Below are 24,236 nucleotides of genomic sequence, written 5' to 3'. Positions count from 1 at the left end.
TCGCAATGGCTGAAAATCCACTGATCCATGACAGCGATGCGGGTATAGAACGCCTGCTGGAAATCATGCGCCGCTTGCGCGACCCGCAAAGCGGTTGTCCGTGGGACATCGAACAGGATTTCGCCACCATCGCCCCCTACACGATCGAGGAGGCGTATGAGGTCGCCGACGCCATCGAACGGCAGGCTTATGATGAGTTGAAAGGAGAATTGGGCGACCTGCTGTTCCAATCCGTCTTTCACGCCCAAATGGCTGAGGAAGCGGGACATTTCACCTTTCAGGACGTTGTCCGCACCATGTCCGACAAGATGGTCGCCCGTCACCCGCATGTCTTTGGCGACGAATCCCGTGAAAAATCCGCTGATCAACAAACCAAGGATTGGGAAACGATCAAAGCTGCCGAACGCGCAGGCAAGGAACAGAAAGGCGCGCTGGATGGTGTGGCCGCCAACCTGCCCGCCCTTCTGCGGGCCCAAAAACTGCAAAAACGCGCTGCCCGCGTGGGATTTGACTGGCCCGATGCCAGCCATGTGCTGGCCAAGATCTCCGAAGAGGCTGCCGAACTGGAAGAGGCGCGCGACAGCATGGATGCAGACGCGCTGGAGGATGAATTTGGCGACCTGTTGTTCGTGATGGTGAATCTGGGCCGTCATTTGGGCATCGAGGCCGAAACCGCTCTGCGTCGCACCAATGCGAAATTCACCCGTCGCTTTGAGAAGGTCGAGGCGCGGCTGGCCGACCGCGGCAAAACCCCCGCTCAAAGCGATCTGGCCGAGATGGATGCGCTATGGGATGAGGTCAAAACCGAGGAGCATCGCGCTAACGGCAAACTCCCGCCTGCGGATGCGAAGATTGGGGCCTGAAACCGCTGGACAAGTGTGGTGACACTTGCGAGTGTCCGCGCTTCAAGACACCGGAGGCACAATGGCACCCCGCAAGATCATCATCGACACCGACCCCGGACAGGACGACGCCGTCGCCATTCTGCTGGCGCTGGCCAGCCCGGAAGAGATCGAGGTTCTGGGCATCACCGCCGTTGCCGGAAACGTCCCGCTGGAACTGACCGCCAAGAACGCCCGCATCGTTTGTGAGCTGGCAGGGCGCACGGATATTCCGGTTTATGCGGGGTGCGATTGCCCGCTCAAACGCCCGCTGGTCACTGCGGAACATGTCCACGGCAAAACCGGTCTGGACGGCCCGGTTCTGCCGGACCCACAGATGCCTCTGGCCGAGGGTCACGGGGTGGATTTTATCATCGAAACCCTGCGCGCGCATGAGCCGGGCACGGTAACGCTCTGCCCGTTGGGGCCGCTGACCAATATCGCTACAGCGTTCCAGAAAGCGCCTGATATCATCGAGCGGGTGCAGGAAATCGTCCTGATGGGCGGCGCGTATTTCGAGGTCGGGAACATAACACCAGCCGCCGAATTCAACATTTATGTCGATCCGGAAGCCGCTGAAATCGTGTTTAAATCTGGCATTCATATTGTGGTGATGCCGCTGGATGTTACCCATGATGCGCTGGTCACACCCCATCGCAACGATGCGTTCCGCGCGCTCGGCAGCCAGGTTGGCCATGCGGTTGCCGAAATGACCGATTTCTTTGAACGGTTCGACAAGGAAAAATACGGGTCAGAAGGTGCGCCGCTGCACGACCCCTGCGTGACAGCCTATCTGATACAGCCAGAGCTGTTCTCGGGCCGTCACATCAACGTTGAGATTGAAACCCAATCAGAACTGACTTTGGGCATGACCGTCGCGGATTGGTGGGGCGTAACCGACCGTACACCAAACGCCATGTTCATGGGCGACGTCGACGCGCATGGCTTTTTCACGCTTCTGACAGAAAGGCTGGCCCGTCTATGACCGCCGCGCTCCGCCTGGCCCGCCCTGAGGATCTGGATCGCCTGATGACGTTGGTTTCGGCCTTCCATGGCGAAGAGGGTATTGAACAGGACGACCAGAAACGCCGCGCCGCGCTAACCCCCTTGCTGGAGGGTATACCGCATGGATGTGTTTACCTGATCGGCCCGGGCCGCGCGCCGTTGGGCTATGTCATCCTGACCTTCGGCTGGTCGGTCGAGTTTGGCGGCATGGACGCGTTTGTCGATGAGATTTACATCCGCCCTGCCGTTCGGGGCCGAGGCATCGCAACTGAAGTTCTGCTGGAACTGCCCAAAGCCCTTGCCGGGGCTGGTCTGACCGCGCTGCATCTTGAAGTCGACCGCACGAATGAGGCAGCGCAAAAGCTATATCTGCGCACCGGCTTCAAAGCGCGTGAGCGGTACATGCTGATGAGCAAGATTCTCTGAGCGCTCAACTCTTTGCATTCCGAACCCCTTGTGTCCGCACGGCCCAGCTTTCAGGGCTATAATGGTTGTTTTTGATCCATCTTTCCCCGTGACCGCGCCTCTCTCTGACATTTAGACAGCGCGGCACAATCAAAAGCAGACATTTAAAGGGATACGCAGATGGAACAATTGATCGGACAATTGATCGGCGGCGCAATTGGCGGCTCGGGTGGCGGCAAGATCGTCAAAGGCTCGGATATGGGTAATCTGGGCAACATGCTCGCCGGGGCCGTGGGCGGCGTTGGCGGTGGCCAGTTGCTAAGCGGCCTATTGGGTGCTGGCGGCGCGGCGGCAGGCGGTATGGATATTGGTGCGCTTGCTGCAAACTTTGTCGGCGGTGGGATCGCCGGGCTGGTTGTTCAAGTCGTTGTCGGCATGATCATTAAGAAAATCAAGGGCTAACACCTTTTGCGCCAGCAAAAACGGGGGCGAGAGGCCCCCGTTTTTTTTGTTTATTTCAGGATCGACGCGCCCGCGTATTCGGCAACTTCGCCCAGAGATTCCTCGATGCGGATCAACTGGTTGTACTTGGCCAACCGGTCCGACCGCGCCAACGAGCCGGTTTTGATCTGACCGCAGTTCGTCGCAACTGCCAGATCGGCAATCGTGGCGTCTTCGGTCTCGCCTGAGCGATGCGACATCACGTTGGTGTACCGTGCGCGGTGGGCCATTTCGACGGCGCGCAGTGTTTCGGTTAGAGATCCGATCTGGTTCACCTTGACCAGCATCGAATTCGCGCAGTCGCGCTCGATGCCTTCGGCCAGACGCGCGGGGTTGGTCACGAATAGGTCGTCGCCCACCAGTTGCACCTTGTCGCCAATGGCGTCAGTCAGGGCCTTCCAACCGTCCCAGTCATCTTCGGACATGCCGTCTTCGATTGAGATGATCGGATAGTCGTTGACCAGCGCCGCCAGATAGGCCGCGTTTTCGTCTGATGTCAGGGTCGTGCCCTCGCCTGCCAGCACGTATTTGCCGTCTTTGAAATATTCAGTCGCCGCGCAATCCAGCGCCAGATGGATTTCCTCACCCGGTTTGTAGCCTGCCTTCTCGATGGATTTCAGGATGAAATCCAAGGCTTCGCGGGTCGATGCGATGTTCGGTGCAAAACCGCCCTCATCGCCCACACCGGTGGCCAGACCCGCCGATGACAGTTCTTTCTTTAGCGTATGGAACACCTCGGAGCCCATGCGCACCGCCTCGCGGATATTCGCGGCCGAGGTCGGCATGATCATGAATTCCTGAATGTCGATTGGGTTATCGGCATGTTCGCCGCCATTGATGATGTTCATCATCGGTACCGGTAGAACGCGCGCCGAGGTGCCGCCAACATAGCGGTACAGGGGCTGAGTGGTGAAATCCGCCGCCGCTTTAGCGGTCGCTAGAGAGACACCGAGAATGGCGTTTGCACCTAGACGACCTTTGTTGTCGGTGCCGTCCAGTTCGATCATCGCCTGATCGATGGCCACCTGCTCGGTCGCGTCAAACCCAACCAGTTCCTCGGCGATTTCACCGTTCACGGCAGCGACAGCCTCTAGCACGCCCTTGCCCATGTAGCGGGACTTGTCACCGTCACGCTTTTCGACCGCCTCATATGCTCCGGTCGATGCGCCCGAAGGTACGGCGGCGCGGCCCATGGTGCCGTCTTCCAGAATCACGTCCACTTCGACCGTCGGGTTGCCCCGGCTGTCAAGAATTTCACGTGCATGGATGTCGATGATGGTGCTCATGAGGCCCGTCCCTGTGGCTGAAATCAGTTGCACGCCTCATAGCAGCAACCAGCAAAAAGTAAACCTATCACGTTACCGCTAACACCCATATTCTCTGGCCTTTAGGGCTAACAGTTTGCTGTTTGCGCCAACAAGCGATCAGGCTGGAACCATCTGCCGCGCCAGCCGACGCTCACGGACAAAGGTGTAAAGGCCCGAACCGATGATCAGCGTGGCGCCTGCCAGGGTCAGTGCATCCGGGCGCTCGTTGAACATCAACATGCCTGCGATCATTGAGAACACAAGCCGGGTATAGCGGAAGGGCATCATGGCCGATGCCTCACCCACCCGCATTGCAGCCACGATGCCGTAATAGCCCAACATGCTGAACACAAAGGCAGCTAGGTATGGCACAACCTGAGCCGATTGCACCGGAGCATATGTTTGCCCGGTGGTCAGCATCAACACGCCACCGGCGATGATCGCGGCGATATAGGCTTGCATCGCAACCACGGTCGAGGCGACCCGAACGTCCAGCCTGCGGGTGATCAGATCCCGCGCGGCAATCAGAAAGACAGTTGCAACAACCAGCAAGGTTTCCGGCTGGAACCCCTCCAGCCCCGGGCGGATGATCATCAGAACGCCGATGAATCCGACGCCAATGGCGCTCCAACGGCGCCAGCCTACCTGTTCGCCCAGAAACAGCGCGGCCCCCATCGTCACCGCCAAGGGCAGCGCCTGAAACACCGCTGCCACCGTTGACAGATCGATCAGAGACAGTGCGGTCACGAACAACACCGCGCCCAGCCCCTCAGAGGCCGCACGCGCAAGCGGCAAGAGCCCCCATGCTGCCGGATCAAAGATCCGCTTACGCGATGCGACCGACAAGATGGCAAAGCTGCCACCACAGACGATGCCCAGCGCAATCAAGATCTGCCCGGTCGGCACGTTGGCTGACAGGTGTTTGATAAACATATCTTCGATTGCAAAGGCTGCCATCGACCCGATAAGCAGCAAGATGCCGTTTACGTTGTTCATGCGCGTTTCCATTGGATCGGACCGCAAACCAGCAGGCCCAATGGTCACCAGAACCCAAACGCCCGCAACGTCGCAACCACAATTGCGGCAATGTTCAATGAATTCCCGTGCGCCGACCAATCGCGTTTCGTGATGTGTCAGTCTTTGTCCAACGGCACACCGTACAGCTCAAGCCGATGGCCTTTAAGCTTGTAGCCCAGCTTGGCAGCGATTTTTTCCTGCAGAACCTCGATCTCGGGATCGACAAATTCAATCACCTCGCCCGATTGCATGTCGATCAGATGATCATGGTGATCACGTTCTGCATCTTCATAGCGGGCGCGCCCGTCACCGAACTCAAGCCGTTCGAGAATCCCCGCCTCTTCAAACAGCTTGACGGTGCGGTACACCGTGGCGATCGAAATACCGGAATCCAGCGCAGAGGCACGGGCATACAGCTCTTCCACATCGGGGTGATCGGCGCTCTGTTCCAGCACCTGCGCGATGATGCGTCGCTGGCCTGTCATGCGCAGGCCCTTGGTCTCACAACGCGAGATAATCGTATCCGACATGATGCCCCTCAGCCGCTTCTTGGGTTGCTGTCATAACCGGTCTGATCGCCCAGCGCTACAGGGATTCGACGACCCAGGTTGAGATCATACCGCGCGCTGTAAATCTGCCCAGATCGGCAAATGATCCGAGGCGATATGGGCTGGGCGATCCTGATGCGCCCCGTGATCCAGTGCCGTGATCCCCTGCCCCAAGGCGATCCGATCCAGTGCACCCAGCGGCTGCGCCGCCGGAAAGCTGGCGACCGGTGGCAAAAACCGCATCTCGGGCACCAGCTTGTCCAGCACGGGCTGGCGTGACCATTCGTTGAAATCCCCGGCCCATACGGTGGGCATTTCATCCAGCCCGTCATCACACCGTCGGATATGCGTGATCTGCTGACGCCGGGACGCAGGCAGCAACCCCAGATGCAGGCCCATCACCCGCAGCGGCCCGATCTGCGTGTCGAATTCAACCCGAACAGCGCCGCGCGGCTCGAACCCCGGCAACTCGTGGTGATCTGTTGTGCGGACCGAGATCTGGTCGCCCCGCCAGATCACCGCATTGCCATGCCAGCCCAGACTGCCCGCTCCGCCCAGATCAACGATCTGCCAGCCAGCTTCATCCAGCATGAAATGCGGTAAAGCGGCAGGGCGCGGTGGCAGGCGTTTGTCGGCCTCCTGCAGCACAACGATATCCGCTTGCATCCCGTCAAGGACCTGCATGATCCGCTGCGGCTGACGTCGGAAATCCAGCCCGACGCATTTCTGGATATTGTAACTGGCAAGACGCAAGGTCTGGGCTGAAGTCATGATCGCAGTCTAAGCAGCTGAGCAAACGGTCATTTTATGTAGCGACAAAGCCAGACGCGAAACAAGCCCGCGCTGCTCATGTCCCGCAGAACGTTGCCTGAACAACCTCACTGGATGTCGGGGGCCGCATCAGGTCTGCCGCCTCGGGCTGATCCTCATAAGGCTGCGCCAGAACCGTGTTCAGTCGATGGAACGGGGCATAATCGCCCTTTACAGCGGCCTCGATCATCTGCTCCAAGCGATGATTGCGCGGAATGAAAGCCGGGTTCGCGGCGATCATCACCACTCGTGGATCGTCTTCCCTATCCAGTCGCGCGGTCCAACCGTCCGCCCAGCCGTCAAAGGCGCTTGGATCGGTGAACTGGTCTCGCGCAGCATTGCCCGCCAAAGCACGGAACGTATTGGTGAAATCCGCCTGGTTTTCAGCCATGCGCTTCAACAGGTCAGAGATCAGGTCTTGATCCGCCTCTTCCGCGCGCGTCAGGCCGATCTTAGCCCGGAACCGCGTCAGCCATTGCTCCTGCAACAGATCAGGCATCGCATGCACAATCTCGGTCGCCTCTTCCACGGCGGCCTCTTTATCTTCCATCTGCTGGATCAGAGCGGTCGCCAGCTGCGCCAAGTTCCACACGGCGATATCCGGTTGGTTGGAATAGGCATAGCGCCCCATCCGGTCAATCGAGCTATAGACGGTATTGGGGTGATAGCTGTCCATGAAGGCGCAAGGGCCATAATCAATGGTCTCACCGGCTATCGAGGAATTGTCGGTGTTCATCACCCCGTGAATAAACCCAACGCTCATCCAATGCGCAATCAGCCGCGCCTGCGCATCGCGCACCCCGCGCAGCAGGCCCATCGGCCCGTCGGCCTGCGGGTAGTGGCGTTCGATGGCATAGTCGGTCAGCCGTCGCAGGTTTTCCAACTGCCCACGCGCCGCAAACACCTGAAACGTGCCCACCCGCAGATGGCTACGGGCCACGCGGGTCAAAACCGCACCCGGCATCGCCACTTCGCGATAGACAGGCTCACCTGTTTCCACGGCCGCCAGTGCCCGGGTGGTTGACACGCCCAGCGCATGCATCGCCTCTGACACCACATATTCGCGCAGAACCGGCCCCAACCAGGCGCGCCCATCCCCCCGCCGCGAAAACGGCGTAGGCCCCGAGCCCTTGAGTTGGATATCCCGCCGCACGCCATCGGCCCCAATGGTCTCACCCAGCAACACGGCGCGCCCATCGCCCAGTTGCGGATTATAAGTCCCAAACTGATGCCCGGAATAGAGCTGCGCCAAGGGTTCTGCCCCATTTGGCAGCGCATTTCCGGCAAAGACTTCGGCCATTTCTTGCGCTTCGCCGGGCGATATCCGCAGCAGTCGCGCCAGATCTTCGTTGAACGCGATCAGCGTTGGTGCCCGCACGGGCACAGGCGCTTGCCGAGAAAAGAACGCATCGGGCAAACGGGCGTAACTGTTGTCAAACGGGATCGTCAGGGTCATGTCGCAAACATATGAGCTGCGCCGACAATTGCCATAGCAGATCGCGCGAGCCCGTGCATAATCCAGACAGAAACGCCGAGGATACCATGACCGCCGACGACATCATCACCCACCTGAACCTGCAGCGCCATCCAGAAGGCGGCTGGTTCAAGGAAACTTGGCGCGCCGATAATCCCGGCCGCGCCACAGGCACCTGTATCTACTTTCTACTGCAAGCCGGAGAGAACAGCCATTGGCACCGCGTCGACGCCACCGAAATCTGGCTCTACCACTCCGGTGCGCCGCTGATCCTGTCCCTCAGCGAAACGGATCAGGGTCCGGCCACCGATCACCTGCTGACCCCCGACCTGACCGCAGGTGCGCCGCAGTTGATCGTGCCCAAAGACCATTGGCAAGCCGCGCGCAGCACTGGCGATTTCACTTTGGTCAGCTGTACCGTTTCACCGGGGTTCGAGTTCGAAGGCTTCGAACTGGCCGCGCCCGGGTTCGACATTCCAAAGGCGTGATCTGATGGACCACCGCGCCCTGATCGCAGCGATCCCGACCCAGACCAAAGAGCAACTGCAGCAAAGGTCTGATCGCGCAGGGCTGCGCCAGCTGGCGCTCTATGCCGCTTTGCTGGGGGTGAGCTCAGCTGGGATCGCGGCGCAGGTCCCGCTCTGGCCGCTCTTGCTGATCCCCCAGGGGCTGCTGCTGGTTTTCCTCTTCACGCTCAGCCACGAATGCACCCACAAAACCCCGTTCAAATCCAGCTGGATCAATGAAGCGGTCGGACATCTGGTCTCGGTGCCGATCATCCTGCCCTTCACATGGTTTCGATATTTCCATCTGGCCCACCACAAATGGACAAACCACCCCGAAAATGACCCGGAACTTGCAGGCAAACCCCGCCCTGAGGATTGGACTAGCCTGCTCCTCTACCTCAGCGGCTGGCCCTATTGGCTCGGGATGGTCAAAACACTGCTGCGCAATGCGAGGGGGAGGATCGACGCCCCCTATCTGCCCGCACGCCAACATGGCGCGATCCGCACCGAAGCCCGCATTCTGCTTGGGCTCTATGCGCTGGCGATATTCAGCCTGTTCTTCACGCCAATCCTGTTCTGGCTCTGGATTTTTCCAGTGCTGATCTGCCAGCCTGCGCTGCGCCTCTATCTGCTGGCCGAGCATGGCCTCTGCCCGCCCGTGGCCGACATGCTGGAAAACTCGCGCACCACATTCACCAACCGGATCATCCGGTTTCTGGCCTGGAACATGCCCTATCACGCAGAACATCACGCCTTTCCGAACGTGCCCTTCCACCAACTTCCCGCGTTTCATAACTGGACCCAGACCCACCTGAAATCCACATCAAACGGCTATACCGAATTCACCAAGGACTACGCCCAAAGCCTCAATTCCTAGGATCCAGTCTTCATCTGGCCATAAATATCCCGGGGGAGTCGCACAGCGGCGGGGGCAGAGCCCCCTACTCCTTGCTGCGGGACTTTAGCAGCAGGCTGATCAGGGGAATCAGCACCGCAGTGAGTGACCCCAGAGGATTCGCACCGATGCCTTTCACCGCACGCGCAACATCGCGCGCCTCGGTCGCCAGTTCCTCCAGTTCATCTTCGATATCTGCTATCGCCATATCCCGAACTTCCACTGCCGGCGCGACCTCATCTTCGGCATTCGATCGCCGCGCAAACAGCATAAGCAAGCCAGCCAATGCAAGATTTCCTAGTGACAACATCGCTGCTGCTGCTGCGGGCGACATCACGTCTTTCAAGGCCAGGAACAGAGCAACATCCAATAAAACGAGGGCAGACAAGGCCGATATTCCCGCCAGCACCATCAAAATGGTCTGTTGACGCATAACAGCCAAACGACGACGCGCGATCAGATGTTCGGTTCGGTAGATCGTCACCAAATTTCTGCTCAATCTGCTCATCGCGCCCCTCCTAACCTTGTGCCCGTCCGACCACGTAGCCAAGCGAAAAGGCAATCACGAGCGCCGTGATCGGATAGTCTGTCTGTAAGCGCCCGAACTCCTCGACCACATCCTCGCCCAGCGATTGCGCCTTGCTCAGATCAATCCCGTGATCGGCCAGCAATTTGCGGATTTCATACGATGTTTTGACCGGTTCGCTTTGATCTTCGGGTTCTGGGTCTGATCCGGTCTTTGTCTCCAACTCGGCATTGCGTTTTCGCAGTGTATCCAGTTCGGCTTCAAGCTCGGCTTTTGTGGCCATTCTAGCTTACCTTCATTGCATGGGTCCCACCCAACCGTCGCACAATGAGTTGTTTTTTTGAACTGTTTTCCGGTCGCGCTTCAACCCGTGCTTCGGGCCGAGACCGCGCTGACAACGCCGCCGCCCACCAAAACCGGAACCCCAGTCGTTCCCGGGCATGAGGTCGGCAAACCGCGCGCCACCCGCACAGCGAGATAGGCAAAGGCCTGCGCCTCTAGCATATCGCCATCCAAGCCCACCGCCTCAACTGGTTCGACCGGGCAATCCAGCGCAACCCGCAGCATCTCCATCAGCACCGGGTTATGCCGCCCGCCCCCGGTGACCAGCAGCCGTGTCGGAGGTTTGGGACAATGATCCATCCCCTGCACAACCCCGGCGGCGCACATACCTGTCAGGGTTGCGACTGCGTCAGCGTCGCTGAGTTCCTGAACCAGTCCGATCATCTCGGCAAAGTCATTCCGGTCCAGCGACTTCGGCGGCATTTTGCTAAAGAACGGCTCATCCAGAAACAACTCCAGTGCGCCATTTTCAACAGTGCCCTCTCGTGCCAGTGCCCCGTCTCGGTCCATCGGCAGGCCAAGTCGAGCCTGCATCAGATCATCAACTGGGGCGTTTGCAGGCCCGGTATCAAAGGCCAGCAACGCGCCCGGCATCTCGGGACCGTCAAAATTGGGGTCGACATAGGTTAGATTGCCCACACCCCCCAAGTTAAGGAAACACAGGGGCGCATCCGCGCCGATCCATTTGGCACAGGCAAAGTGATAGAACGGGGCAAGTGGCGCCCCCTCACCCCCCATCGACACGTCATCACTGCGGAAGTCCCAGACCACCGGAACGCCCAGCGCCTGCGCCAACCCAAGCCCATCGCCCACCTGAAGCGTGCCACGTCCGCGCGGTTCATGCGCTAGGGTCTGGCCGTGGACACCGATCAGATCAATCACATCGAACTCAGACAACGCCTCGGCATGGGCCACTGTCACCAGTTCAGCCGCTGCATCAACCTCGGGGCCATGCCACTTGCCCAATGCGGCCCGTAACACCGCACGCTCCACCTCGGAATAAGGACGATAGCCGCTTTCACCGAACCCAAAGATCCTGTGACCATCCGTTTCGACGACCGCTGTATCCACCCCGTCCAGCGAGGTGCCCGACATCGCACCCAGCGCACGGATCGGTTCGTTTGTTCTTATGGTTCGGCGCACCTGCTGCTCTCCTGCCCAAGGGTTAGATGCTGCTGCGACACTGCCCGCTTTTCGAATCCCAAGGCAAGGCGAATACCCGTGCGGTTTGTGTTTTTTGCCATGCGCGACCCGGGATCAACACCCAAGATTAATGTGGTGGTTGAGCGATTTTCAGTTTCACGTCAGCATAGTATCTTCGCAATGTACCGACTCTTTCGAACGACACGCAGCATATGGCACAGCAACCAACACCCAAGGACGTCGACGCGGTTGTAAGCCGCAATTATCAACTGATCTTCTGGTCCGGGTCTCTGGCCACGATTGGCGGCCAGTTGGTGAACCCGCGCCTTGTTCTGCCCTTTCTTTACCTGGCTTTGGGTGCGCCAGCCTTTGTTGCAGGGTTGCTGCTGCCGTTCGTCACCGGCGCACGGTTGATCGCTGAAATCTTTGTTTCGCCACTGATTAACCGCATCACCCGTGCAAAGGTTGCGGTCTATATCCCAAACCTGCTAACCGGAGCGATCCTGGCCCTCGTCGCCCTATTTGCGACCAACCTGCCGCAAACGATGGTCATTTTATTGTTCCTGCTGACGGCGATCATCATGGGCCTGTGTCAAGGCATCACCAGCCTTGGGACGAGCCAGATCTATGGCACCTCGGTCCCCGAGGCGAAACGCAACCGAATGGTCTTTGCCCAGGCGACCATATCGGGTGTGCTGGCGATCATCGTGGTGTGGGCGACCAAGGATCTGTTGTCCTCAGACCAGCCGATGCAACGGCATATCGTGGTCATGTGGTGCGGCGTGATTGCCATGTTTGCAGCCGGGATCAGCTTTGCCGGTGTGCAGCTGTTTGAGGATGAAATCGAACACCCGCCAAAACCGGTAAAAAAACCAAAGCCGCTGAAAGAACTGGCAACCGGTTTTGAAACCGGAATGGCCATGCCCTGGTATCGCAAATTCCTGATCGCGCGGCTGTTGTTCGTCTCGGTCGAACTGGCCATGCCATTTTACACGATCCACGCCGCAACCTACCATATCGGCACCAAACACTCGCTCAGCTATTTCGTGATCGGCGCCAGCGCCGGCGTGGTCATCGGCTCGCTTCTATGGGGTTGGCTGAGTGGTCGCGTTTCGGTCAAACATGTAATGTGGCTGGGCTGCCTGACATCGGCAATCTCGGCTATCGCAGCGCTTGGGTTCACGATGATGGGCTATGCCTCCAATGTCTGGATCTACGCCTTTGTCATTCTGCTGTTGTCACTGGGTGGCAACGGCGTGATCTATGGCCGCTACCTGTATCTGATCGAAATGACCGGCGAGAAAGAGCGCCCCTATCTGGTCGCGTTGGGCGATGTGACGGCGGGCCTGTTCGGGATTGCCTTTGCCGCAGGTCTCGGAGCAGTGGCACACCTGCACGACCCGGTAACGCCTATCATCGCATTGGCCATTTTGAACGTCTGCGCGATGCTCTATGCATTCACACTGCCCACCACCCCGGCCAAAGGCATGGCACCCACTCAATAGGCCGCCATTTCTTGCGAATTGGTGCCTTTCCCTTACCCCATCTGCCGCCTATACAGTGCCCCGCAACATAAACCCAAAGGGCAAACCATGACCTACCACCCCAAATCGGATTTCATCGCCACGATGATCGAGCGCGGCTTTCTGGCTGACTGCACCGATTATCAGGGCCTTGACGACGCGCTGATCTCTGGGGTGCAGACGGCTTACATCGGCTATGACGCCACGGCGCAGTCTTTGCACGTGGGGCACCTGATGAACATCATGGTGCTGCGCTGGCTGCAAAAGACTGGGCATAAACCGATCACCCTGATGGGCGGCGGCACCACCAAGGTGGGCGATCCATCGTTCCGCTCGGATGAGCGCCCCCTGCTGGGCCCAGAACAGATCGACGCCAATATCGCAGGCATGAAACAGGTGTTCTCGAAATACCTGTCTTACGATGACAGCGAGACCGGCGCGCTGATGCTGAACAATGCCGAATGGCTCGACAGCCTGAACTACCTCGATTTCCTGCGCGATATCGGGCGGCATTTTTCGGTCAACCGGATGCTGAGCTTTGAATCGGTGAAATCCCGGCTGGACCGTGAGCAATCGCTGTCATTCCTCGAATTCAACTACATGATCCTGCAGGCCTATGACTTCCTCGAATTGAACCGCCGCTACGGCTGTGTTCTGCAGATGGGCGGCTCGGATCAATGGGGAAACATCGTCAACGGTATCGACCTGACCCGCCGCGTGCTGGATCACGAGATCTATGGCCTGACCACGCCCTTGCTGACCACCAGCGACGGGCGCAAAATGGGCAAATCACAGGGCGGTGCTGTCTGGCTGAACGGCGATATGCTGTCGGCGTATGAGTTCTGGCAATTCTGGCGCAACACGACCGACGCAGATGTGGGCCGGTTCCTGAAAATCTTCACCGAATTGCCTGTGGACGAATGCGACCGTCTAGCCGCACTGGAAGGGTCCGAGATCAACGAGGCCAAAATCCGCCTCGCCAACGAGGTCACAACCCTCCTGCACGGGTCTGAGGCCGCCGCAACGGCCGAGGCCACCGCCCGCGAAGTGTTCGAAAAAGGCGGCGTTGGTGATGATCTGCCGACACTGACCCTGTCGGGCGATGATCTGCCGGTTTCGATTGTGCAACTGATCGTCAAATCCGGCCTTGCCAAATCCGGCAAGGAGGCCAAACGCCTGATCGCCGAAAGCGGTGCAAAGTTGGATGACGCGCCGCTGACTGATGCCGGTTTGATGATCGATTCAGTTGCTCTGTCCTCACCCATCAAGCTCAGCGCGGGCAAGAAGCGGCATGCGCTGGTGCAACTGGGATAAAGTGACACCTGCGAGATCGCGAAGACAAACGGCCACCATTTGGTGGCCGTTTTTTTTCTTGTGCCATTGCGAAGCAAGATGGTTTAGCGCTTTCCTTTGCCACCGCCCTTGCCGGGACCGTCACCGCCTTTGCCGCCACCTTTGCCGCCGCCCTTACCGGGACCGTCACCGCCTTTGCCGCCACCTTTGCCGCCGCCCTTACCGGGACCGTCACCACCTTTGCCGCCACCTTTGCCGCCGCCCTTACCGGGACCGTCACCACCTTTGCCGCCACCTTTGCCGCCGCCCTTACCGGGACCGTCGCCGCCTTTGCCGCCACCCTTACCAGGGCCATCACCCCCTTTGCCGGGGCCTTCACCGCCCCCGTCACCGGGGTTATCACCACCGCCATCACCGGGGCCTCCACCACCATCGCCAGGACCGTCACCGCCGCCATTACCGGGATCGCCTCCGCCGTCACCGGGACCGTCACCGCCACCGTTGCCGGGATCGCCGCCCCCATCTCCGGGGCCGTTTCCACCGCCATTGCCAGGATCGTCTCCGCCGCCATTACCCGGCCCTTGACCTCCGCCACCGGAATCACCGCCATCGCCGTTTTCACCCGCACCCGGCGCGCTTGGTAATGGACCATCCGAGTTGCGGTCTTCTCCGCGATTGCTGGCCGGGTCAGAGATCGACGCCGTTGGCAAATCCGTCAACAAGGCTGCAAGACCCGGACACATGGCGCCGGTATTCTGCAAGGTCGTCTCAAAATCCGCGCGCCTTTGCAGTTGCTTCAGAAAACTTGGCGTGACCTGCGAACAGGCGCAGAGTGCGGCGTAATCTCCGTTATTCGCCGCCGTGCGGGCGGTTTTCCAGTTGCAGACTTCTGTTGCGGCAGCCGCGCTGCCTGCCATCAGAACTCCAACAAATGGCGCAATTGCAAATGCGCCCAGTTTACCTTTGGTACTCGTTAACATTTTCAGATCCTCCTGACCTAGAAACACCCGAAGATGTCAGGTTATTCGATCAGCAAATGGTGGTGGTCCGTAAAAACTGGATGAGCGTAAGCTGAAGATTTCTTAACCTAGGGTCACCTGGCACCATAGCTGAGAGAGGCAGAGTCAATTGTCTGGACAGATCCCGCCTCACCCCGTTATTGAACAAATGTTCAGAAAAGTTGGAGGGCCGCCATGAACCTGTCAAACACCGCTGCCATCGTGACCGGGGGCGCCTCGGGGCTTGGAGAAGCGACCGCTCGCCATTTTGGTGATAAAGGCGCACAGGTCACTATTCTGGACCGGGATCAGGATCGCGGCGCACAGGTCGCCCGCGAGATCGGAGGCCATTTTGCACAGACCGATGTGACCGAGGAAAGCTCGGTCTCGGCCGCCATCGCCACCGCAATGGAAAAAATGGGTCGGATAAATGCTGCGGTGAATTGCGCGGGCATCGCCTACGGTATCAAAACAGTGGGCCGGGATGGTCCGCATCCGCTGGGCGCCTTCCAGCGTACCATCGACATCAATCTGGTCGGCACCTTCAACGTCTCGCGTCTTGCCGCTGCTGAAATGGCAAGAAATGAGCCCGAACCGGATGGCGCGCGCGGCGTGATCATCAACACAGCGTCGATTGCGGCCTTTGACGGGCAGAAGGGTCAGGCGGCCTACGCCGCGTCCAAGGGCGGTGTGGTCGGGATGACTCTGCCGATGGCGCGCGATCTGGCCTCAACCGGTATCCGGGTTATGGCCATCGCGCCGGGTATTTTCATGACACCGATGCTGGCGGGCCTGCCCGAAGAAGTGCAGCAACAACTGGCCGCTGACGTGCCCAACCCGGCCCGTCTGGGCGATCCGCAGGAATACGCCCAACTGGCCGGTTTCATCGTCGAGATGGGGTATCTGAACGGAGAGGTCATTCGCATCGACGGGGCGCTGCGGATGCGGTAAGTCTGCCCCATGACCGAACGCGAGAAAATGCAGGCTGGTGCGTGGTATTGCTGCCTCGACCCCGAGCTCGACGCCCTGCGCGCCACGGCACGGCGCGCGGTTCACGCACATAACTCGTGCGATCCTGATGCACGCGGCAACATGGACCCGGCGCTGCATGCACTGCTGGGTGATCCGGGTTCCGGTTGCTATGTCGAGGCACCGTTTCACTGCGCCTATGGCCTCAATATCCACCTGGGCAAACGGGTCTATTTCAATGCAGGCTGCGTGGTTCTGGATACAGCACGGGTGCAGATCGGCGATGACACGATGTTCGGGCCTCAGGCGCAAATCTATTGCGCGCAACACGCCAAAGACCCGGCAGAGCGTGCCCGTGGGCTGGAAATCGCGTTGCCGGTGACTATCGGCAACAACGTCTGGGTCGGCGGCAGCGCCCTTATTCTGCCCGGAGTGACAATCGGCGATAACGCCATCGTCGGCGCGGGTGCTGTGGTCACAAAGGATGTAGCCGCCGCTAAAACCGTAGTCGGAAGCCCTGCACGGCCTCTCTGACGATGCTCAGATTAAAACACGGTTTTGCCCCCAATCGGCAAGTGCCTCAATCACAGGACCCAACGCTTGCCCCTTGGGTGTAAGGCTGTATTCGACCTTGGGCGGTACCTCCGGGTAGACTTCGCGATGCACGATTCCATCAGCCTCCAACTCACGCAGTTGTTTGGTCAGGCTGCGCTGGGTCACGGTTCCCAAAGCGCGTGATAACGCACTAAATCGCATGGTTCCGCCCAACAGATGATAGATCACCAAGCCCTTCCATTTGCCCGAGATTTGTTCCAGCCCCGCCTCAACCGGGCAACCGCCGCTGCAATCATATCTTTCGAACCGATTCATATTTGGCCTTTTGTTTTTACAGTATACAAACTGTGCCTACCTACACATATTGTGCGTTCTTGCGTAGTTGACGTGTATGTCACATATCCGTGGTCATCACAAAAATCACCCATAGGATACACCATGGCCTTGACTATTCTCGCCCAGATCACCGCCAATCCCGGCAAGGAAGACCTTGTGCGCACTGAGTTGGAAAAGCTGATCCCGATCACGCGTGGTGAAGAGGGTTGCAAGCAATACGACCTGCATATCGACACAACCAATCCCGGTTTCTTTGTCTTTTACGAAAACTGGGAATCTCGCGAGCTATGGCAGACCCACATGAATGCTCCGCACCTCTCCGCCTATATGGAGGCGACTGAGGGCAGTGTTGCTGATTTCGTCCTGAAAGAGATGACGCGGATTGGTTAACTGCTCAAAAGAAAAAGCCCGAGGTCAAAGAGCCTCGGGCTGCGCGCGAACAGGGTAAATGCGTTCGTTAAGCGGTTAACCCGCTTCGGCCTTTTCTTCCAGCGCCAGCCACTCTTCCTCAGCCGAGGCCAGCTTTTCCTGCCGTTCGACCAAGGCGTCAGTTGCTTTCTGGAACTTGACCGGCTCGCGGGTGAACAGTTCGGGATCGGACATCAATTCTTCCAGCTTCGAAATCTCGGCCTCAAGCCGTGCAATCTCGGCTGGCAGTTTCTCAAGCCGGTGTTTTTCTGAGAATGACAGGCCTGTTTTCGGCTTTGCCTCTTGCTTTATCTTTGGCTTTGAAGCTTTTGCTTTTTCTTCCTTTTTCTCAGGCACGTCGCCACGCTGCGCAATGTAATCTGACCATCCTCCGGCATAGACCGTCGCCCGCCCGTCGCCTTCCATGGCAATGGTTGTCGTCGCGACGCGATCCAGAAAATCCCGGTCGTGGCTGACCAGTAGAACAGTGCCGTCATACTCGTCCAGCAGCTCCTGCAGCAAATCCAGTGTTTCCACGTCCAGATCGTTGGTTGGTTCGTCCAACACCAAAAGGTTCGAGGATTTGGCCATTAGTTTGGCCAGCAGCAACCGCGCTTTCTCGCCCCCGGACAGAGATTTAACGGCGGCGCGGGCCTGTTGTTCGTCGAACAGGAATTCCTTCAGATACCCCACCACATGTTTGGGCTGCCCGCCCGCCATCACCTGATCGGCCTTGCCAGAGACCCGCATTTCGGGATCGCCGGTCAGGCTGTCCCACAGGGTCATCTCCGGGTCCAATTGCGCGCGGGCTTGGTCGAATACGGCCACCTCAAGATTGGTGCCCAAGGCGACAGAGCCCTCATCCGTTGGTTCCTGCCCCAATAGCATTTTCAGCAGGGTGGTCTTGCCCACACCGTTGGGGCCCACAAACGCGACGCGGTCGCCGCGTTGCACCAGCAGATCAAAGTTTCGCACAATCTGCTGAGTGCCAAAAGATTTGGCCAACCCCTTGGCTTCAATCACCTTTCGGCCGGATTTTGGCCCAGCCTCAAGCGTCATCGCAGCAGAGCCCTGGCGCTTGATCTGCGCTGCCTTCTCGGCCCGCAAGGCCTGCAGTGCCCGCACCCGGCCCTGATTGCGCTTACGCCGAGCGCTGATCCCTTCGACGGCCCATTTGGCCTCGGATTTGATCAAACGGTTCAGCTTGTGGCGCTGCTGATCCTCTTCTTCCCAGATCTTGTCGCGCCAGGCTTCAAACGCTTCAAAACCCTGCTCCTGTCGCCGCACGGCACCGCGATCGATCCACAGTGTCGCCTTGGTCAAAGCGCGCAAAAACGCGCGGTCATGCGAGATCAGCACAAAAGCTGCACGAGTTGACCCCAATTCGCGTTCCAGCCAGGCGATGGCTTCGATATCCAGATGGTTGGTCGGCTCGTCCAATAACATCAAATCCGGTGCTTCGGCCATCAGCTTGGCCAAGGCTGCCCGCCGCCGCTCACCGCCCGAGGCGGTTTCGACGGCGCGGTCGGGATCGAACTTCAGCCCCTCGCCCGCGCGTTCCACCTTGTACAGCTCGCCGGGCTCCAACCCGCTGCAGGCATAATCGCCCAGCGTGGCAAACCCCTCCATTCCGGGGTCCTGTTCCATATACCCAACGGATTTTCCGGGCGGCACGGTGATTTCGCCCTGATCCGCCTCAACCAGACCGGCCATCACTTTCATCAATGTGGATTTGCCCGACCCGTTCCGCCCCACAAGCGCGACGCAGTCGCCGGGCTGAACCACCAGATCAAGCTCGGAAAATACCGGATCACCCCCGAAGGTCAGGGAAATGTCGGACATCTGCAACAAAGGAATTCTCGCCATGCCCGCCAGCTAAACCGGCAGGCACAAGGCGTCAACGCCCCGCTTCACCTTTTCGGAAATACGCGACCTACCCGGCCACCGCGCGCAGCAGACGTTTCCGCGCCGGAGGAATCGACCCGATTTCCAGCCCGGTGAACACATGCAGCGTGTTCATATGCCGGTCGACCACCGCATGATCGCTGACCCAGCCACCCATCATCAGGTAGGTGCGCAACAAGGGCGGCATCCGCAGCATCGCCTTTTTTGCATCGGGCCTACGCCGCAGACTGGCTGCAAAGCGGAAGACATCCGGCGCCTTGACCCGTGGCAACCAGCGTTTCGGGGCCAGATGGCGATGCTTCAGCATCGCAAACGCATCGAGATAATGCGCGGTCTCGGTTCCTGCGAATGAGGAACAGCCAAACAACATTTCGATCCGGTTCTGGTCGACAAAGGTGGTCATGGCCCCCCACGCGACGCGCAGAATATCCGGATCGGTCCAGTCCGGATGGATACAGAACCGCCCCATCTCGACCATGCGGCCATCGAAATCTTCGAGGCTGGAGAGATCATAGAACTGGGCAGAATAGCTGCGCCCGATATCCGCACCATTTGCCATAGTCAGCATCCTAAAACAGCAAACCAACTGCCCATCGGCCCGCAAATCCTCGACCAGAACATGGGCGCAGGCGGCATCAAACGCGTCCGTATCGATCCGATCCGTTTCAAAGGCCAGGGTTCTAAGTCGCTGCGCTGCTTTCAGATCATTGGCACTTTGCGCCAGTCGCGCTTGATAGCGTCCCTTGCTTAACAAGACGGCATTGGTCATCGTCGCTTCCTCCGCGCTTGCGGACCGGATTTCTGAACTACGCTCCCGTTACCACAGAAGATGTGACCGTCATGTGAAGCAGACAAGACGGTCAGCGATATTATTCGGACGCACCCGGAATGTTCGCCGGGTTGAAGTTGCCGATATTGCCAAGCAGCTGACGCAGGAAGCCTGTGTCGCTGACGCTGGATTCGGTCACACGGCGTTCCAGCGGAATCACAAGCCCGTCTTCAAGCCCGAATCTTTCGATATTCCGGACCACGCCGCGCTGATCAAAGCTGATCGCGACCAGCTCTCGCGAAACGACCTCGGGCCGTTTGGGACCGTAGTGGCGCACGCGCGAGCGCACATAATAGAAGCCAGAATCGTTCACGACCCCGGATATGCCGGGGGCGCCGATGGCCTCGGTCACACTGTCGCGCGTGTCGGTCCCGACCTTGATTTCGGCCAGTTCATCCGCAGGCGGCACATAACCGTGATTCCTGAAAATCGGCGTACAGGCGGTAATCGCAGTAAGGCAGGCAAGGAACGCAACTGTTCGCAACGCCGTTTTCGACCTATTTCCAACCATCAACTTGCTCACCCTCTTGCCTTGGCCTCTTGCGGCTTCTATCCGATTACAGAAACCGCAGCCACGGTTCAACACATAGAAAGGCTCAGGACATGGGCAACGTTACATCCCTGCGGGTGGCCGACCTGCCCCAGAACACCGCAACCTCGTTTGAGCTACGCCCGGAAAAGGACGCGCTTGAGAACATCAAACAGGATTTGGGCCTGCTTGGGCTGCGCAAACTTAGCTTTGCAGGGCAAGTGCGCGCCGATGGCAAGCGCGACTGGGTCCTGACCGGCACATTGGGTGCAACGGTGATTCAGCCCTGCGTCGTGACGCTGGAACCAGTGACAACCCGGATCGATCTGCCTGTTTCACGCCTGTATGTGGCCGATTGGTCCGATCCGGACGAACCGGAATACGAAATCCCGGAAGGCGACGAGACCGAGCCGCTTGGGGCCGAGATCGACCCCGAGATCGTGATGATCGAAGCACTATCGCTGGCCCTGCCTCAATACCCTCGAAAGGACGGGGCCCAGATGGGTCAGGCTGACTATACAGAACCCGGCAAACAGGCGATGACAGATGAAGATGCCAAACCCTTTGCTGGGTTGGCCGAACTGCGGGATGCACTGAAAAAAGACGAGTGACAGAGCCTTGATTTCCTGTCATAGCAGGCGGTCAGAAAAATCGCTTGATCATGACGAGAATCGCAGTATTTTCGCGCGCTCATCGGATTTTAGGTTGGACAACGTGGGGCATGTACCCTAAACGCGCGTCAAACCACGATAAAACGAAATATGAAACCCGGTCGGCAGCGAATCTGCTGGCCCACAGTCAGACAAAGGTTGAGACCATGGCCGTCCAACAGAACAAAGTTTCCAAGTCGCGTCGCAACAACCGCCGCGCACACGACGCTCTGGTTGCTGCAAACCCGAACGAATGCCCGAACTGTGGCGAACTTCGTCGCCCACACCACGTCTGTGGCGCATGTGGCCATTATGATGACCGTGAGGTGATCGCACAGGCCGACGAAATCGACCTGGACGAAGACGCGGCCTAAGCCTGATTGAACGCTGGCCCGGGAATGACTGAACAGCCCACGCACGCCGAACGGATCACCATCTCGGTTGACGCTATGGGGGGGGACGCAGGTCCCGCAGTTGTTGTTGCAGGCCTTGCGCGATCAGCAAAGAAGAACCCCAATATCGGGTTTCTGCTGCATGGTCCCGAAGACACGCTGCGCAAGCTCGTAGCGAAACGGCGCGTCCTGGATGGGCGCGTCGATTTTCGTGATTGCCCAGACGTGGTCACGATGGAAGATAAGCCCAGCCAGGTTGTGCGCAACGGCAAACAGACGTCGATGTGGTCGACACTGGAAGCCGTGCGCCAGGGTGAAGCACACGGGGCGGTTTCGTGCGGCAACACCGGTGCCCTGATGGCGCTGTCGATGATGCGCCTGCGCAAATTGCCGGGGGTAAACCGTCCGGCGATTGCGATCCTTTGGCCTTCGCGCAATCCTCAGGGCTTCAACGTGATGCTGGATGTGGGCGCCGATGTCCGAGCCGATGCCAAGGACCTGCTGCAATATGCGCTGATGGGGGCCTCTTACGCCCGCAACGGGATGGCGCTGAACCGTCCCCGGATCGGCCTGCTGAACGTGGGCACCGAGGAACATAAAGGCCGGGCCGAGTTGAAAGAGGCGCATTCCCTGATCGCCGATTTTGCCGATCCCGCAAACTTCGATTTTGTGGGCTTTGTCGAAGGCAGCGATATCCCCGGTGACAAGGCAGATGTGATCATAACCGACGGGTTTACCGGTAATGTCGCCATCAAGACAGGTGAAGGCACCGCCAGCCTGATCGGTGATCTGCTGCGGCAGGCGTTCAAATATACGCCTCTTTCACGTCTTGCATCGGTTTTGGCAATTACTTCGTTGCGGCGTTTGAAGAAGCGTATCGATCCTCGACAAGTTAACGGCGGGGTGTTCCTTGGCCTGAATGGCACAGTCGTGAAATCGCATGGAGGTGCGGACGCAACCGGTGTTTCGGCAGCAGTCAAACTGGCCTTTACACTAGCCGAGTCGGGATTTGCCGAAAAATTGGCCGCACGGGTTGCATCAACAGCCCAGCTTGCACAAGATGCCGCCCATGCCGCGCCGCAGGCGGAAGAATAACAAAGAAGGCAGTACCCAAGAATGGCAGGCCGTTCAGTCGTTGTAGGTGTAGGGCATTATTTGCCCGAACGTATCGTCCCGAATTCCGAGTTCGAACGAACTCTGGATACATCGGACGAATGGATCCGAACGCGCTCCGGTATCGAACGCCGCCACTTTGCAGCCGAAGGGGAAACGACCTCGGATATGGCCACCAAAGCCGCCGAGGCCGCGCTGGCCGACGCGGGGCTGACAGTAGATGATATCGATGCCATCGTGCTTGCAACCTCAACCGCTGATCTGACCTTTCCGTCTGCTGCAACGATGGTGCAGTCGCGCCTTGGTATGACCAAGGGATTTGCCTTTGACGTGCAGGCCGTCTGCGCCGGTTTCGTCTACGCGATGACAAACGCGAACGCTCTGATCCTGTCAGACCAGGCCGAACGCGTTCTGGTGATCGGAGCCGAAACCTTCTCTCGAATCATGGACTGGTCAGACCGGTCGACCTGCGTGCTGTTCGGCGATGGCGCAGGCGCGCTGATACTGGAGCGGCAGGAGGGCGATGGTACCTCCGACGATCGCGGGATTCTGGCCACCGATCTGAATTCGGACGGGCGTTACAAGGATCTGCTCTATGTAGATGGCGGGGTGTCGACCCAGACCACCGGTTATCTGCGGATGAAGGGCAACCAATTGTTCCGGCAGGCGGTCGAGCGTTTAACCTCCACCGCCGAAACCTGCCTGAAAAAAGTTGGGCTGAAACACGAAGATGTGGACTGGATCGTCCCGCATCAGGCCAATATCCGCATCATTCAGGGCACTGCCAAGAAACTGGGCGTACCAATGGATCACGTTGTTGTCACCCTACAGGATCACGGCAACACATCGGCGGCCTCGATTCCCTTGGCCATGTCCGTGGCCAAGCAGCGCGGGCAGTTCAAACCGGGCGATTTGCTAGTGACCGAGGCAATTGGTGGCGGTTTGGCCTGGGGATCGGTTCTTTTGCGCTGGTAACAAGCGCATTCCAGCTTACACAGCCGCGCGCAATTCATTGATATTGACAGTGAATTTGCCCTGACCCTATGGTTTGGTAGCAACAGGGGAAAAAACATGGGCGACAAAACACTGACCCGAATGGATCTGAGCGAGGCCGTCTTTCGTGAGGTTGGCCTGTCACGCAATGAAAGCGCACAGCTGGTCGAAAGCGTGCTGAACCACATGTCCGACGCGCTTGTGCGTGGCGAACAGGTCAAGATTTCGTCTTTTGGCACCTTCAGCGTTCGGGACAAAACCGCCCGTATCGGCCGTAACCCCAAAACCGGCGAAGAGGTTCCGATTCAACCCCGCCGCGTTCTGACCTTCCGCCCGTCGCATCTGATGAAAGATCGCGTCGCTGCCGGGAATCGCAAGTAACG

The 24,236-nt window shown here is 58.8% G+C and carries 29 protein-coding genes; 16 read left to right on the top strand and 13 right to left on the bottom strand.

Annotated features, from left to right (window positions below; all coding sequences use genetic code 11):
- Window positions 1–5 precede the first annotated feature (5 nt).
- The 4 genes from mazG to ACR0KG_RS07085 all read left to right on the top strand — a co-directional run bounded on the left by mazG (window position 6) and on the right by ACR0KG_RS07085 (window position 2,753).
- Window positions 6–863 carry a nucleoside triphosphate pyrophosphohydrolase gene (gene mazG, locus ACR0KG_RS07100; protein WP_480827336.1) on the top strand — a complete coding sequence of 286 codons (858 nt, stop codon included), beginning with the start codon at window positions 6–8 and terminating at the stop codon, window positions 861–863.
- 61 nt (window positions 864–924) lie between these two features.
- The gene (locus ACR0KG_RS07095) at window positions 925–1,866 is read left to right on the top strand and encodes a nucleoside hydrolase (protein WP_480826848.1); all 942 of its coding nucleotides are present in this window, start codon (window positions 925–927) and stop codon (window positions 1,864–1,866) included.
- Window positions 1,863–2,312 carry a GNAT family N-acetyltransferase gene (locus tag ACR0KG_RS07090; protein ID WP_170530469.1) on the top strand — a complete coding sequence of 150 codons (450 nt, stop codon included), beginning with the start codon at window positions 1,863–1,865 and terminating at the stop codon, window positions 2,310–2,312. The genes ACR0KG_RS07095 and ACR0KG_RS07090 overlap by 4 nt, the downstream gene beginning before the upstream one ends.
- 159 nt (window positions 2,313–2,471) lie before the next feature.
- The gene (locus ACR0KG_RS07085; RefSeq protein WP_480826847.1) at window positions 2,472–2,753 is read left to right on the top strand and encodes a hypothetical protein; all 282 of its coding nucleotides are present in this window, start codon (window positions 2,472–2,474) and stop codon (window positions 2,751–2,753) included.
- 50 nt (window positions 2,754–2,803) lie between these two features.
- Here the strand turns inward: ACR0KG_RS07085 and eno are convergent, their stop codons facing one another.
- From eno to ACR0KG_RS07060, 5 genes are all read right to left on the bottom strand, one after another.
- Window positions 2,804–4,078, bottom strand: a complete 1,275-nt coding sequence (gene eno / locus ACR0KG_RS07080; RefSeq protein WP_480826846.1) for a phosphopyruvate hydratase — start codon at window positions 4,076–4,078, stop codon at window positions 2,804–2,806.
- Window positions 4,079–4,216: 138 nt separating this feature from the next.
- Window positions 4,217–5,095 carry a DMT family transporter gene (locus ACR0KG_RS07075; RefSeq protein ID WP_480826845.1) on the bottom strand — a complete coding sequence of 293 codons (879 nt, stop codon included), beginning with the start codon at window positions 5,093–5,095 and terminating at the stop codon, window positions 4,217–4,219.
- Window positions 5,096–5,232: 137 nt separating this feature from the next.
- A complete protein-coding gene (locus ACR0KG_RS07070; RefSeq protein WP_480546954.1) occupies window positions 5,233–5,646 on the bottom strand; it encodes a Fur family transcriptional regulator in 414 nt (137 codons plus the stop codon).
- Window positions 5,647–5,730: 84 nt separating this feature from the next.
- Window positions 5,731–6,435: an endonuclease/exonuclease/phosphatase family protein gene (locus ACR0KG_RS07065; RefSeq protein WP_480546952.1), complete on the bottom strand. Its 705-nt coding sequence runs from the start codon at window positions 6,433–6,435 to the stop codon at window positions 5,731–5,733.
- 76 nt (window positions 6,436–6,511) lie between these two features.
- A complete protein-coding gene (locus ACR0KG_RS07060; RefSeq protein ID WP_480826844.1) occupies window positions 6,512–7,930 on the bottom strand; it encodes a protein adenylyltransferase SelO in 1,419 nt (472 codons plus the stop codon).
- Window positions 7,931–8,016: 86 nt separating this feature from the next.
- On the opposite strand from ACR0KG_RS07060, the gene ACR0KG_RS07055 reads away from it, so the two are divergent.
- Window positions 8,017–8,436 carry a cupin domain-containing protein gene (locus ACR0KG_RS07055; RefSeq protein ID WP_480542616.1) on the top strand — a complete coding sequence of 140 codons (420 nt, stop codon included), beginning with the start codon at window positions 8,017–8,019 and terminating at the stop codon, window positions 8,434–8,436.
- Between the two features lie 4 nt (window positions 8,437–8,440).
- Window positions 8,441–9,331 carry a fatty acid desaturase gene (locus ACR0KG_RS07050; protein ID WP_480826843.1) on the top strand — a complete coding sequence of 297 codons (891 nt, stop codon included), beginning with the start codon at window positions 8,441–8,443 and terminating at the stop codon, window positions 9,329–9,331.
- Between the two features lie 64 nt (window positions 9,332–9,395).
- Here ACR0KG_RS07050 and ACR0KG_RS07045 read toward each other — a convergent pair whose 3' ends face one another.
- The 3 genes from ACR0KG_RS07045 to ACR0KG_RS07035 form a co-directional block, all read right to left on the bottom strand.
- The gene (locus ACR0KG_RS07045) at window positions 9,396–9,857 is read right to left on the bottom strand and encodes a hypothetical protein (protein WP_480826842.1); all 462 of its coding nucleotides are present in this window, start codon (window positions 9,855–9,857) and stop codon (window positions 9,396–9,398) included.
- A 10-nt stretch (window positions 9,858–9,867) separates the two neighbouring features.
- Window positions 9,868–10,158, bottom strand: coding sequence for a hypothetical protein (locus ACR0KG_RS07040; RefSeq protein WP_480826841.1), 291 nt, complete (start codon window positions 10,156–10,158; stop codon window positions 9,868–9,870).
- Window positions 10,159–10,238: 80 nt separating this feature from the next.
- On the bottom strand, window positions 10,239–11,312 hold the full coding sequence (locus ACR0KG_RS07035) for an anhydro-N-acetylmuramic acid kinase (RefSeq protein ID WP_480827335.1): 1,074 nt from the start codon (window positions 11,310–11,312) through the stop codon (window positions 10,239–10,241).
- A 260-nt stretch (window positions 11,313–11,572) separates the two neighbouring features.
- On the opposite strand from ACR0KG_RS07035, the gene ACR0KG_RS07030 reads away from it, so the two are divergent.
- Entirely contained in the window at window positions 11,573–12,865 is a 1,293-nt protein-coding gene (locus ACR0KG_RS07030) for an MFS transporter (protein WP_480826840.1), read from the top strand.
- A gap of 87 nt (window positions 12,866–12,952) precedes the next feature.
- Window positions 12,953–14,197, top strand: coding sequence for a tyrosine--tRNA ligase (gene tyrS / locus ACR0KG_RS07025; protein WP_480826839.1), 1,245 nt, complete (start codon window positions 12,953–12,955; stop codon window positions 14,195–14,197).
- Window positions 14,198–14,280: 83 nt separating this feature from the next.
- Here the strand turns inward: tyrS and ACR0KG_RS07020 are convergent, their stop codons facing one another.
- Window positions 14,281–15,156: a hypothetical protein gene (locus tag ACR0KG_RS07020; RefSeq protein ID WP_480826838.1), complete on the bottom strand. Its 876-nt coding sequence runs from the start codon at window positions 15,154–15,156 to the stop codon at window positions 14,281–14,283.
- Between the two features lie 213 nt (window positions 15,157–15,369).
- On the opposite strand from ACR0KG_RS07020, the gene ACR0KG_RS07015 reads away from it, so the two are divergent.
- Window positions 15,370–16,125, top strand: coding sequence for a 3-hydroxyacyl-CoA dehydrogenase (locus tag ACR0KG_RS07015; RefSeq protein ID WP_480826837.1), 756 nt, complete (start codon window positions 15,370–15,372; stop codon window positions 16,123–16,125).
- Window positions 16,126–16,134: 9 nt separating this feature from the next.
- Window positions 16,135–16,677, top strand: a complete 543-nt coding sequence (locus ACR0KG_RS07010) for a sugar O-acetyltransferase (protein ID WP_480826836.1) — start codon at window positions 16,135–16,137, stop codon at window positions 16,675–16,677.
- 6 nt (window positions 16,678–16,683) lie between these two features.
- Here ACR0KG_RS07010 and ACR0KG_RS07005 read toward each other — a convergent pair whose 3' ends face one another.
- Complete coding sequence (locus tag ACR0KG_RS07005; RefSeq protein ID WP_480546932.1) at window positions 16,684–17,013, bottom strand: winged helix-turn-helix transcriptional regulator; 330 nt, start codon at window positions 17,011–17,013, stop codon at window positions 16,684–16,686.
- A 123-nt stretch (window positions 17,014–17,136) separates the two neighbouring features.
- Here ACR0KG_RS07005 and ACR0KG_RS07000 point away from each other — a divergent pair, with 123 nt between their 5' ends.
- Entirely contained in the window at window positions 17,137–17,424 is a 288-nt protein-coding gene (locus tag ACR0KG_RS07000) for a putative quinol monooxygenase (protein ID WP_480546930.1), read from the top strand.
- 75 nt (window positions 17,425–17,499) lie between these two features.
- Here the strand turns inward: ACR0KG_RS07000 and ACR0KG_RS06995 are convergent, their stop codons facing one another.
- From ACR0KG_RS06995 to ACR0KG_RS06985, 3 genes are all read right to left on the bottom strand, one after another.
- Window positions 17,500–19,308: an ABC-F family ATP-binding cassette domain-containing protein gene (locus ACR0KG_RS06995; protein WP_480826835.1), complete on the bottom strand. Its 1,809-nt coding sequence runs from the start codon at window positions 19,306–19,308 to the stop codon at window positions 17,500–17,502.
- Window positions 19,309–19,375: 67 nt separating this feature from the next.
- Window positions 19,376–20,116, bottom strand: a complete 741-nt coding sequence (locus ACR0KG_RS06990; protein WP_480826834.1) for a GNAT family N-acetyltransferase — start codon at window positions 20,114–20,116, stop codon at window positions 19,376–19,378.
- A gap of 100 nt (window positions 20,117–20,216) precedes the next feature.
- Complete coding sequence (locus ACR0KG_RS06985; protein WP_480826833.1) at window positions 20,217–20,687, bottom strand: outer membrane protein assembly factor BamE; 471 nt, start codon at window positions 20,685–20,687, stop codon at window positions 20,217–20,219.
- Window positions 20,688–20,779: 92 nt separating this feature from the next.
- Here ACR0KG_RS06985 and ACR0KG_RS06980 point away from each other — a divergent pair, with 92 nt between their 5' ends.
- From ACR0KG_RS06980 to ihfA, 5 genes are all read left to right on the top strand, one after another.
- Window positions 20,780–21,316, top strand: a complete 537-nt coding sequence (locus ACR0KG_RS06980) for a YceD family protein (RefSeq protein WP_480826832.1) — start codon at window positions 20,780–20,782, stop codon at window positions 21,314–21,316.
- Between the two features lie 206 nt (window positions 21,317–21,522).
- Window positions 21,523–21,729 (top strand): 50S ribosomal protein L32, encoded by a 207-nt coding sequence (gene rpmF / locus ACR0KG_RS06975; RefSeq protein ID WP_480542586.1) that lies wholly within the window; start codon window positions 21,523–21,525, stop codon window positions 21,727–21,729.
- A 24-nt stretch (window positions 21,730–21,753) separates the two neighbouring features.
- On the top strand, window positions 21,754–22,842 hold the full coding sequence (gene plsX / locus ACR0KG_RS06970; RefSeq protein ID WP_480542584.1) for a phosphate acyltransferase PlsX: 1,089 nt from the start codon (window positions 21,754–21,756) through the stop codon (window positions 22,840–22,842).
- Window positions 22,843–22,863: 21 nt separating this feature from the next.
- The gene (locus ACR0KG_RS06965) at window positions 22,864–23,835 is read left to right on the top strand and encodes a beta-ketoacyl-ACP synthase III (RefSeq protein WP_480826831.1); all 972 of its coding nucleotides are present in this window, start codon (window positions 22,864–22,866) and stop codon (window positions 23,833–23,835) included.
- 96 nt (window positions 23,836–23,931) lie between these two features.
- Window positions 23,932–24,234, top strand: a complete 303-nt coding sequence (gene ihfA, locus ACR0KG_RS06960) for an integration host factor subunit alpha (RefSeq protein ID WP_008755922.1) — start codon at window positions 23,932–23,934, stop codon at window positions 24,232–24,234.
- Window positions 24,235–24,236 lie beyond the last annotated feature (2 nt).

The sequence above is a fragment of the Ruegeria sp. H4 genome (assembly GCF_056533065.1).
Note: the sequence above shows the minus strand (reverse complement) of the source record. Positions and strands in the feature narration are given on the sequence as shown.

Bases quoted from the DNA above. Each gene is read 5' to 3' on its own strand.
- mazG (WP_480827336.1), top strand. From the start codon at position 6: ATGGCTGAAAATCCACTGATCCATGACAGCGATGCGGGTATAGAACGC.
- ACR0KG_RS07095 (WP_480826848.1), top strand. From the start codon at position 925: ATGGCACCCCGCAAGATCATCATCGACACCGACCCCGGACAGGACGAC.
- ACR0KG_RS07090 (WP_170530469.1), top strand. From the start codon at position 1,863: ATGACCGCCGCGCTCCGCCTGGCCCGCCCTGAGGATCTGGATCGCCTG.
- ACR0KG_RS07085 (WP_480826847.1), top strand. From the start codon at position 2,472: ATGGAACAATTGATCGGACAATTGATCGGCGGCGCAATTGGCGGCTCG.
- eno (WP_480826846.1), bottom strand. From the start codon at position 4,078: ATGAGCACCATCATCGACATCCATGCACGTGAAATTCTTGACAGCCGG.
- ACR0KG_RS07075 (WP_480826845.1), bottom strand. From the start codon at position 5,095: ATGAACAACGTAAACGGCATCTTGCTGCTTATCGGGTCGATGGCAGCC.
- ACR0KG_RS07070 (WP_480546954.1), bottom strand. From the start codon at position 5,646: ATGTCGGATACGATTATCTCGCGTTGTGAGACCAAGGGCCTGCGCATG.
- ACR0KG_RS07065 (WP_480546952.1), bottom strand. From the start codon at position 6,435: ATGACTTCAGCCCAGACCTTGCGTCTTGCCAGTTACAATATCCAGAAA.
- ACR0KG_RS07060 (WP_480826844.1), bottom strand. From the start codon at position 7,930: ATGACCCTGACGATCCCGTTTGACAACAGTTACGCCCGTTTGCCCGAT.
- ACR0KG_RS07055 (WP_480542616.1), top strand. From the start codon at position 8,017: ATGACCGCCGACGACATCATCACCCACCTGAACCTGCAGCGCCATCCA.
- ACR0KG_RS07050 (WP_480826843.1), top strand. From the start codon at position 8,441: ATGGACCACCGCGCCCTGATCGCAGCGATCCCGACCCAGACCAAAGAG.
- ACR0KG_RS07045 (WP_480826842.1), bottom strand. From the start codon at position 9,857: ATGAGCAGATTGAGCAGAAATTTGGTGACGATCTACCGAACCGAACAT.
- ACR0KG_RS07040 (WP_480826841.1), bottom strand. From the start codon at position 10,158: ATGGCCACAAAAGCCGAGCTTGAAGCCGAACTGGATACACTGCGAAAA.
- ACR0KG_RS07035 (WP_480827335.1), bottom strand. From the start codon at position 11,312: ATGTCGGGCACCTCGCTGGACGGGGTGGATACAGCGGTCGTCGAAACG.
- ACR0KG_RS07030 (WP_480826840.1), top strand. From the start codon at position 11,573: ATGGCACAGCAACCAACACCCAAGGACGTCGACGCGGTTGTAAGCCGC.
- tyrS (WP_480826839.1), top strand. From the start codon at position 12,953: ATGACCTACCACCCCAAATCGGATTTCATCGCCACGATGATCGAGCGC.
- ACR0KG_RS07020 (WP_480826838.1), bottom strand. From the start codon at position 15,156: ATGTTAACGAGTACCAAAGGTAAACTGGGCGCATTTGCAATTGCGCCA.
- ACR0KG_RS07015 (WP_480826837.1), top strand. From the start codon at position 15,370: ATGAACCTGTCAAACACCGCTGCCATCGTGACCGGGGGCGCCTCGGGG.
- ACR0KG_RS07010 (WP_480826836.1), top strand. From the start codon at position 16,135: ATGACCGAACGCGAGAAAATGCAGGCTGGTGCGTGGTATTGCTGCCTC.
- ACR0KG_RS07005 (WP_480546932.1), bottom strand. From the start codon at position 17,013: ATGAATCGGTTCGAAAGATATGATTGCAGCGGCGGTTGCCCGGTTGAG.
- ACR0KG_RS07000 (WP_480546930.1), top strand. From the start codon at position 17,137: ATGGCCTTGACTATTCTCGCCCAGATCACCGCCAATCCCGGCAAGGAA.
- ACR0KG_RS06995 (WP_480826835.1), bottom strand. From the start codon at position 19,308: ATGGCGAGAATTCCTTTGTTGCAGATGTCCGACATTTCCCTGACCTTC.
- ACR0KG_RS06990 (WP_480826834.1), bottom strand. From the start codon at position 20,116: ATGACCAATGCCGTCTTGTTAAGCAAGGGACGCTATCAAGCGCGACTG.
- ACR0KG_RS06985 (WP_480826833.1), bottom strand. From the start codon at position 20,687: ATGGTTGGAAATAGGTCGAAAACGGCGTTGCGAACAGTTGCGTTCCTT.
- ACR0KG_RS06980 (WP_480826832.1), top strand. From the start codon at position 20,780: ATGGGCAACGTTACATCCCTGCGGGTGGCCGACCTGCCCCAGAACACC.
- rpmF (WP_480542586.1), top strand. From the start codon at position 21,523: ATGGCCGTCCAACAGAACAAAGTTTCCAAGTCGCGTCGCAACAACCGC.
- plsX (WP_480542584.1), top strand. From the start codon at position 21,754: ATGACTGAACAGCCCACGCACGCCGAACGGATCACCATCTCGGTTGAC.
- ACR0KG_RS06965 (WP_480826831.1), top strand. From the start codon at position 22,864: ATGGCAGGCCGTTCAGTCGTTGTAGGTGTAGGGCATTATTTGCCCGAA.
- ihfA (WP_008755922.1), top strand. From the start codon at position 23,932: ATGGGCGACAAAACACTGACCCGAATGGATCTGAGCGAGGCCGTCTTT.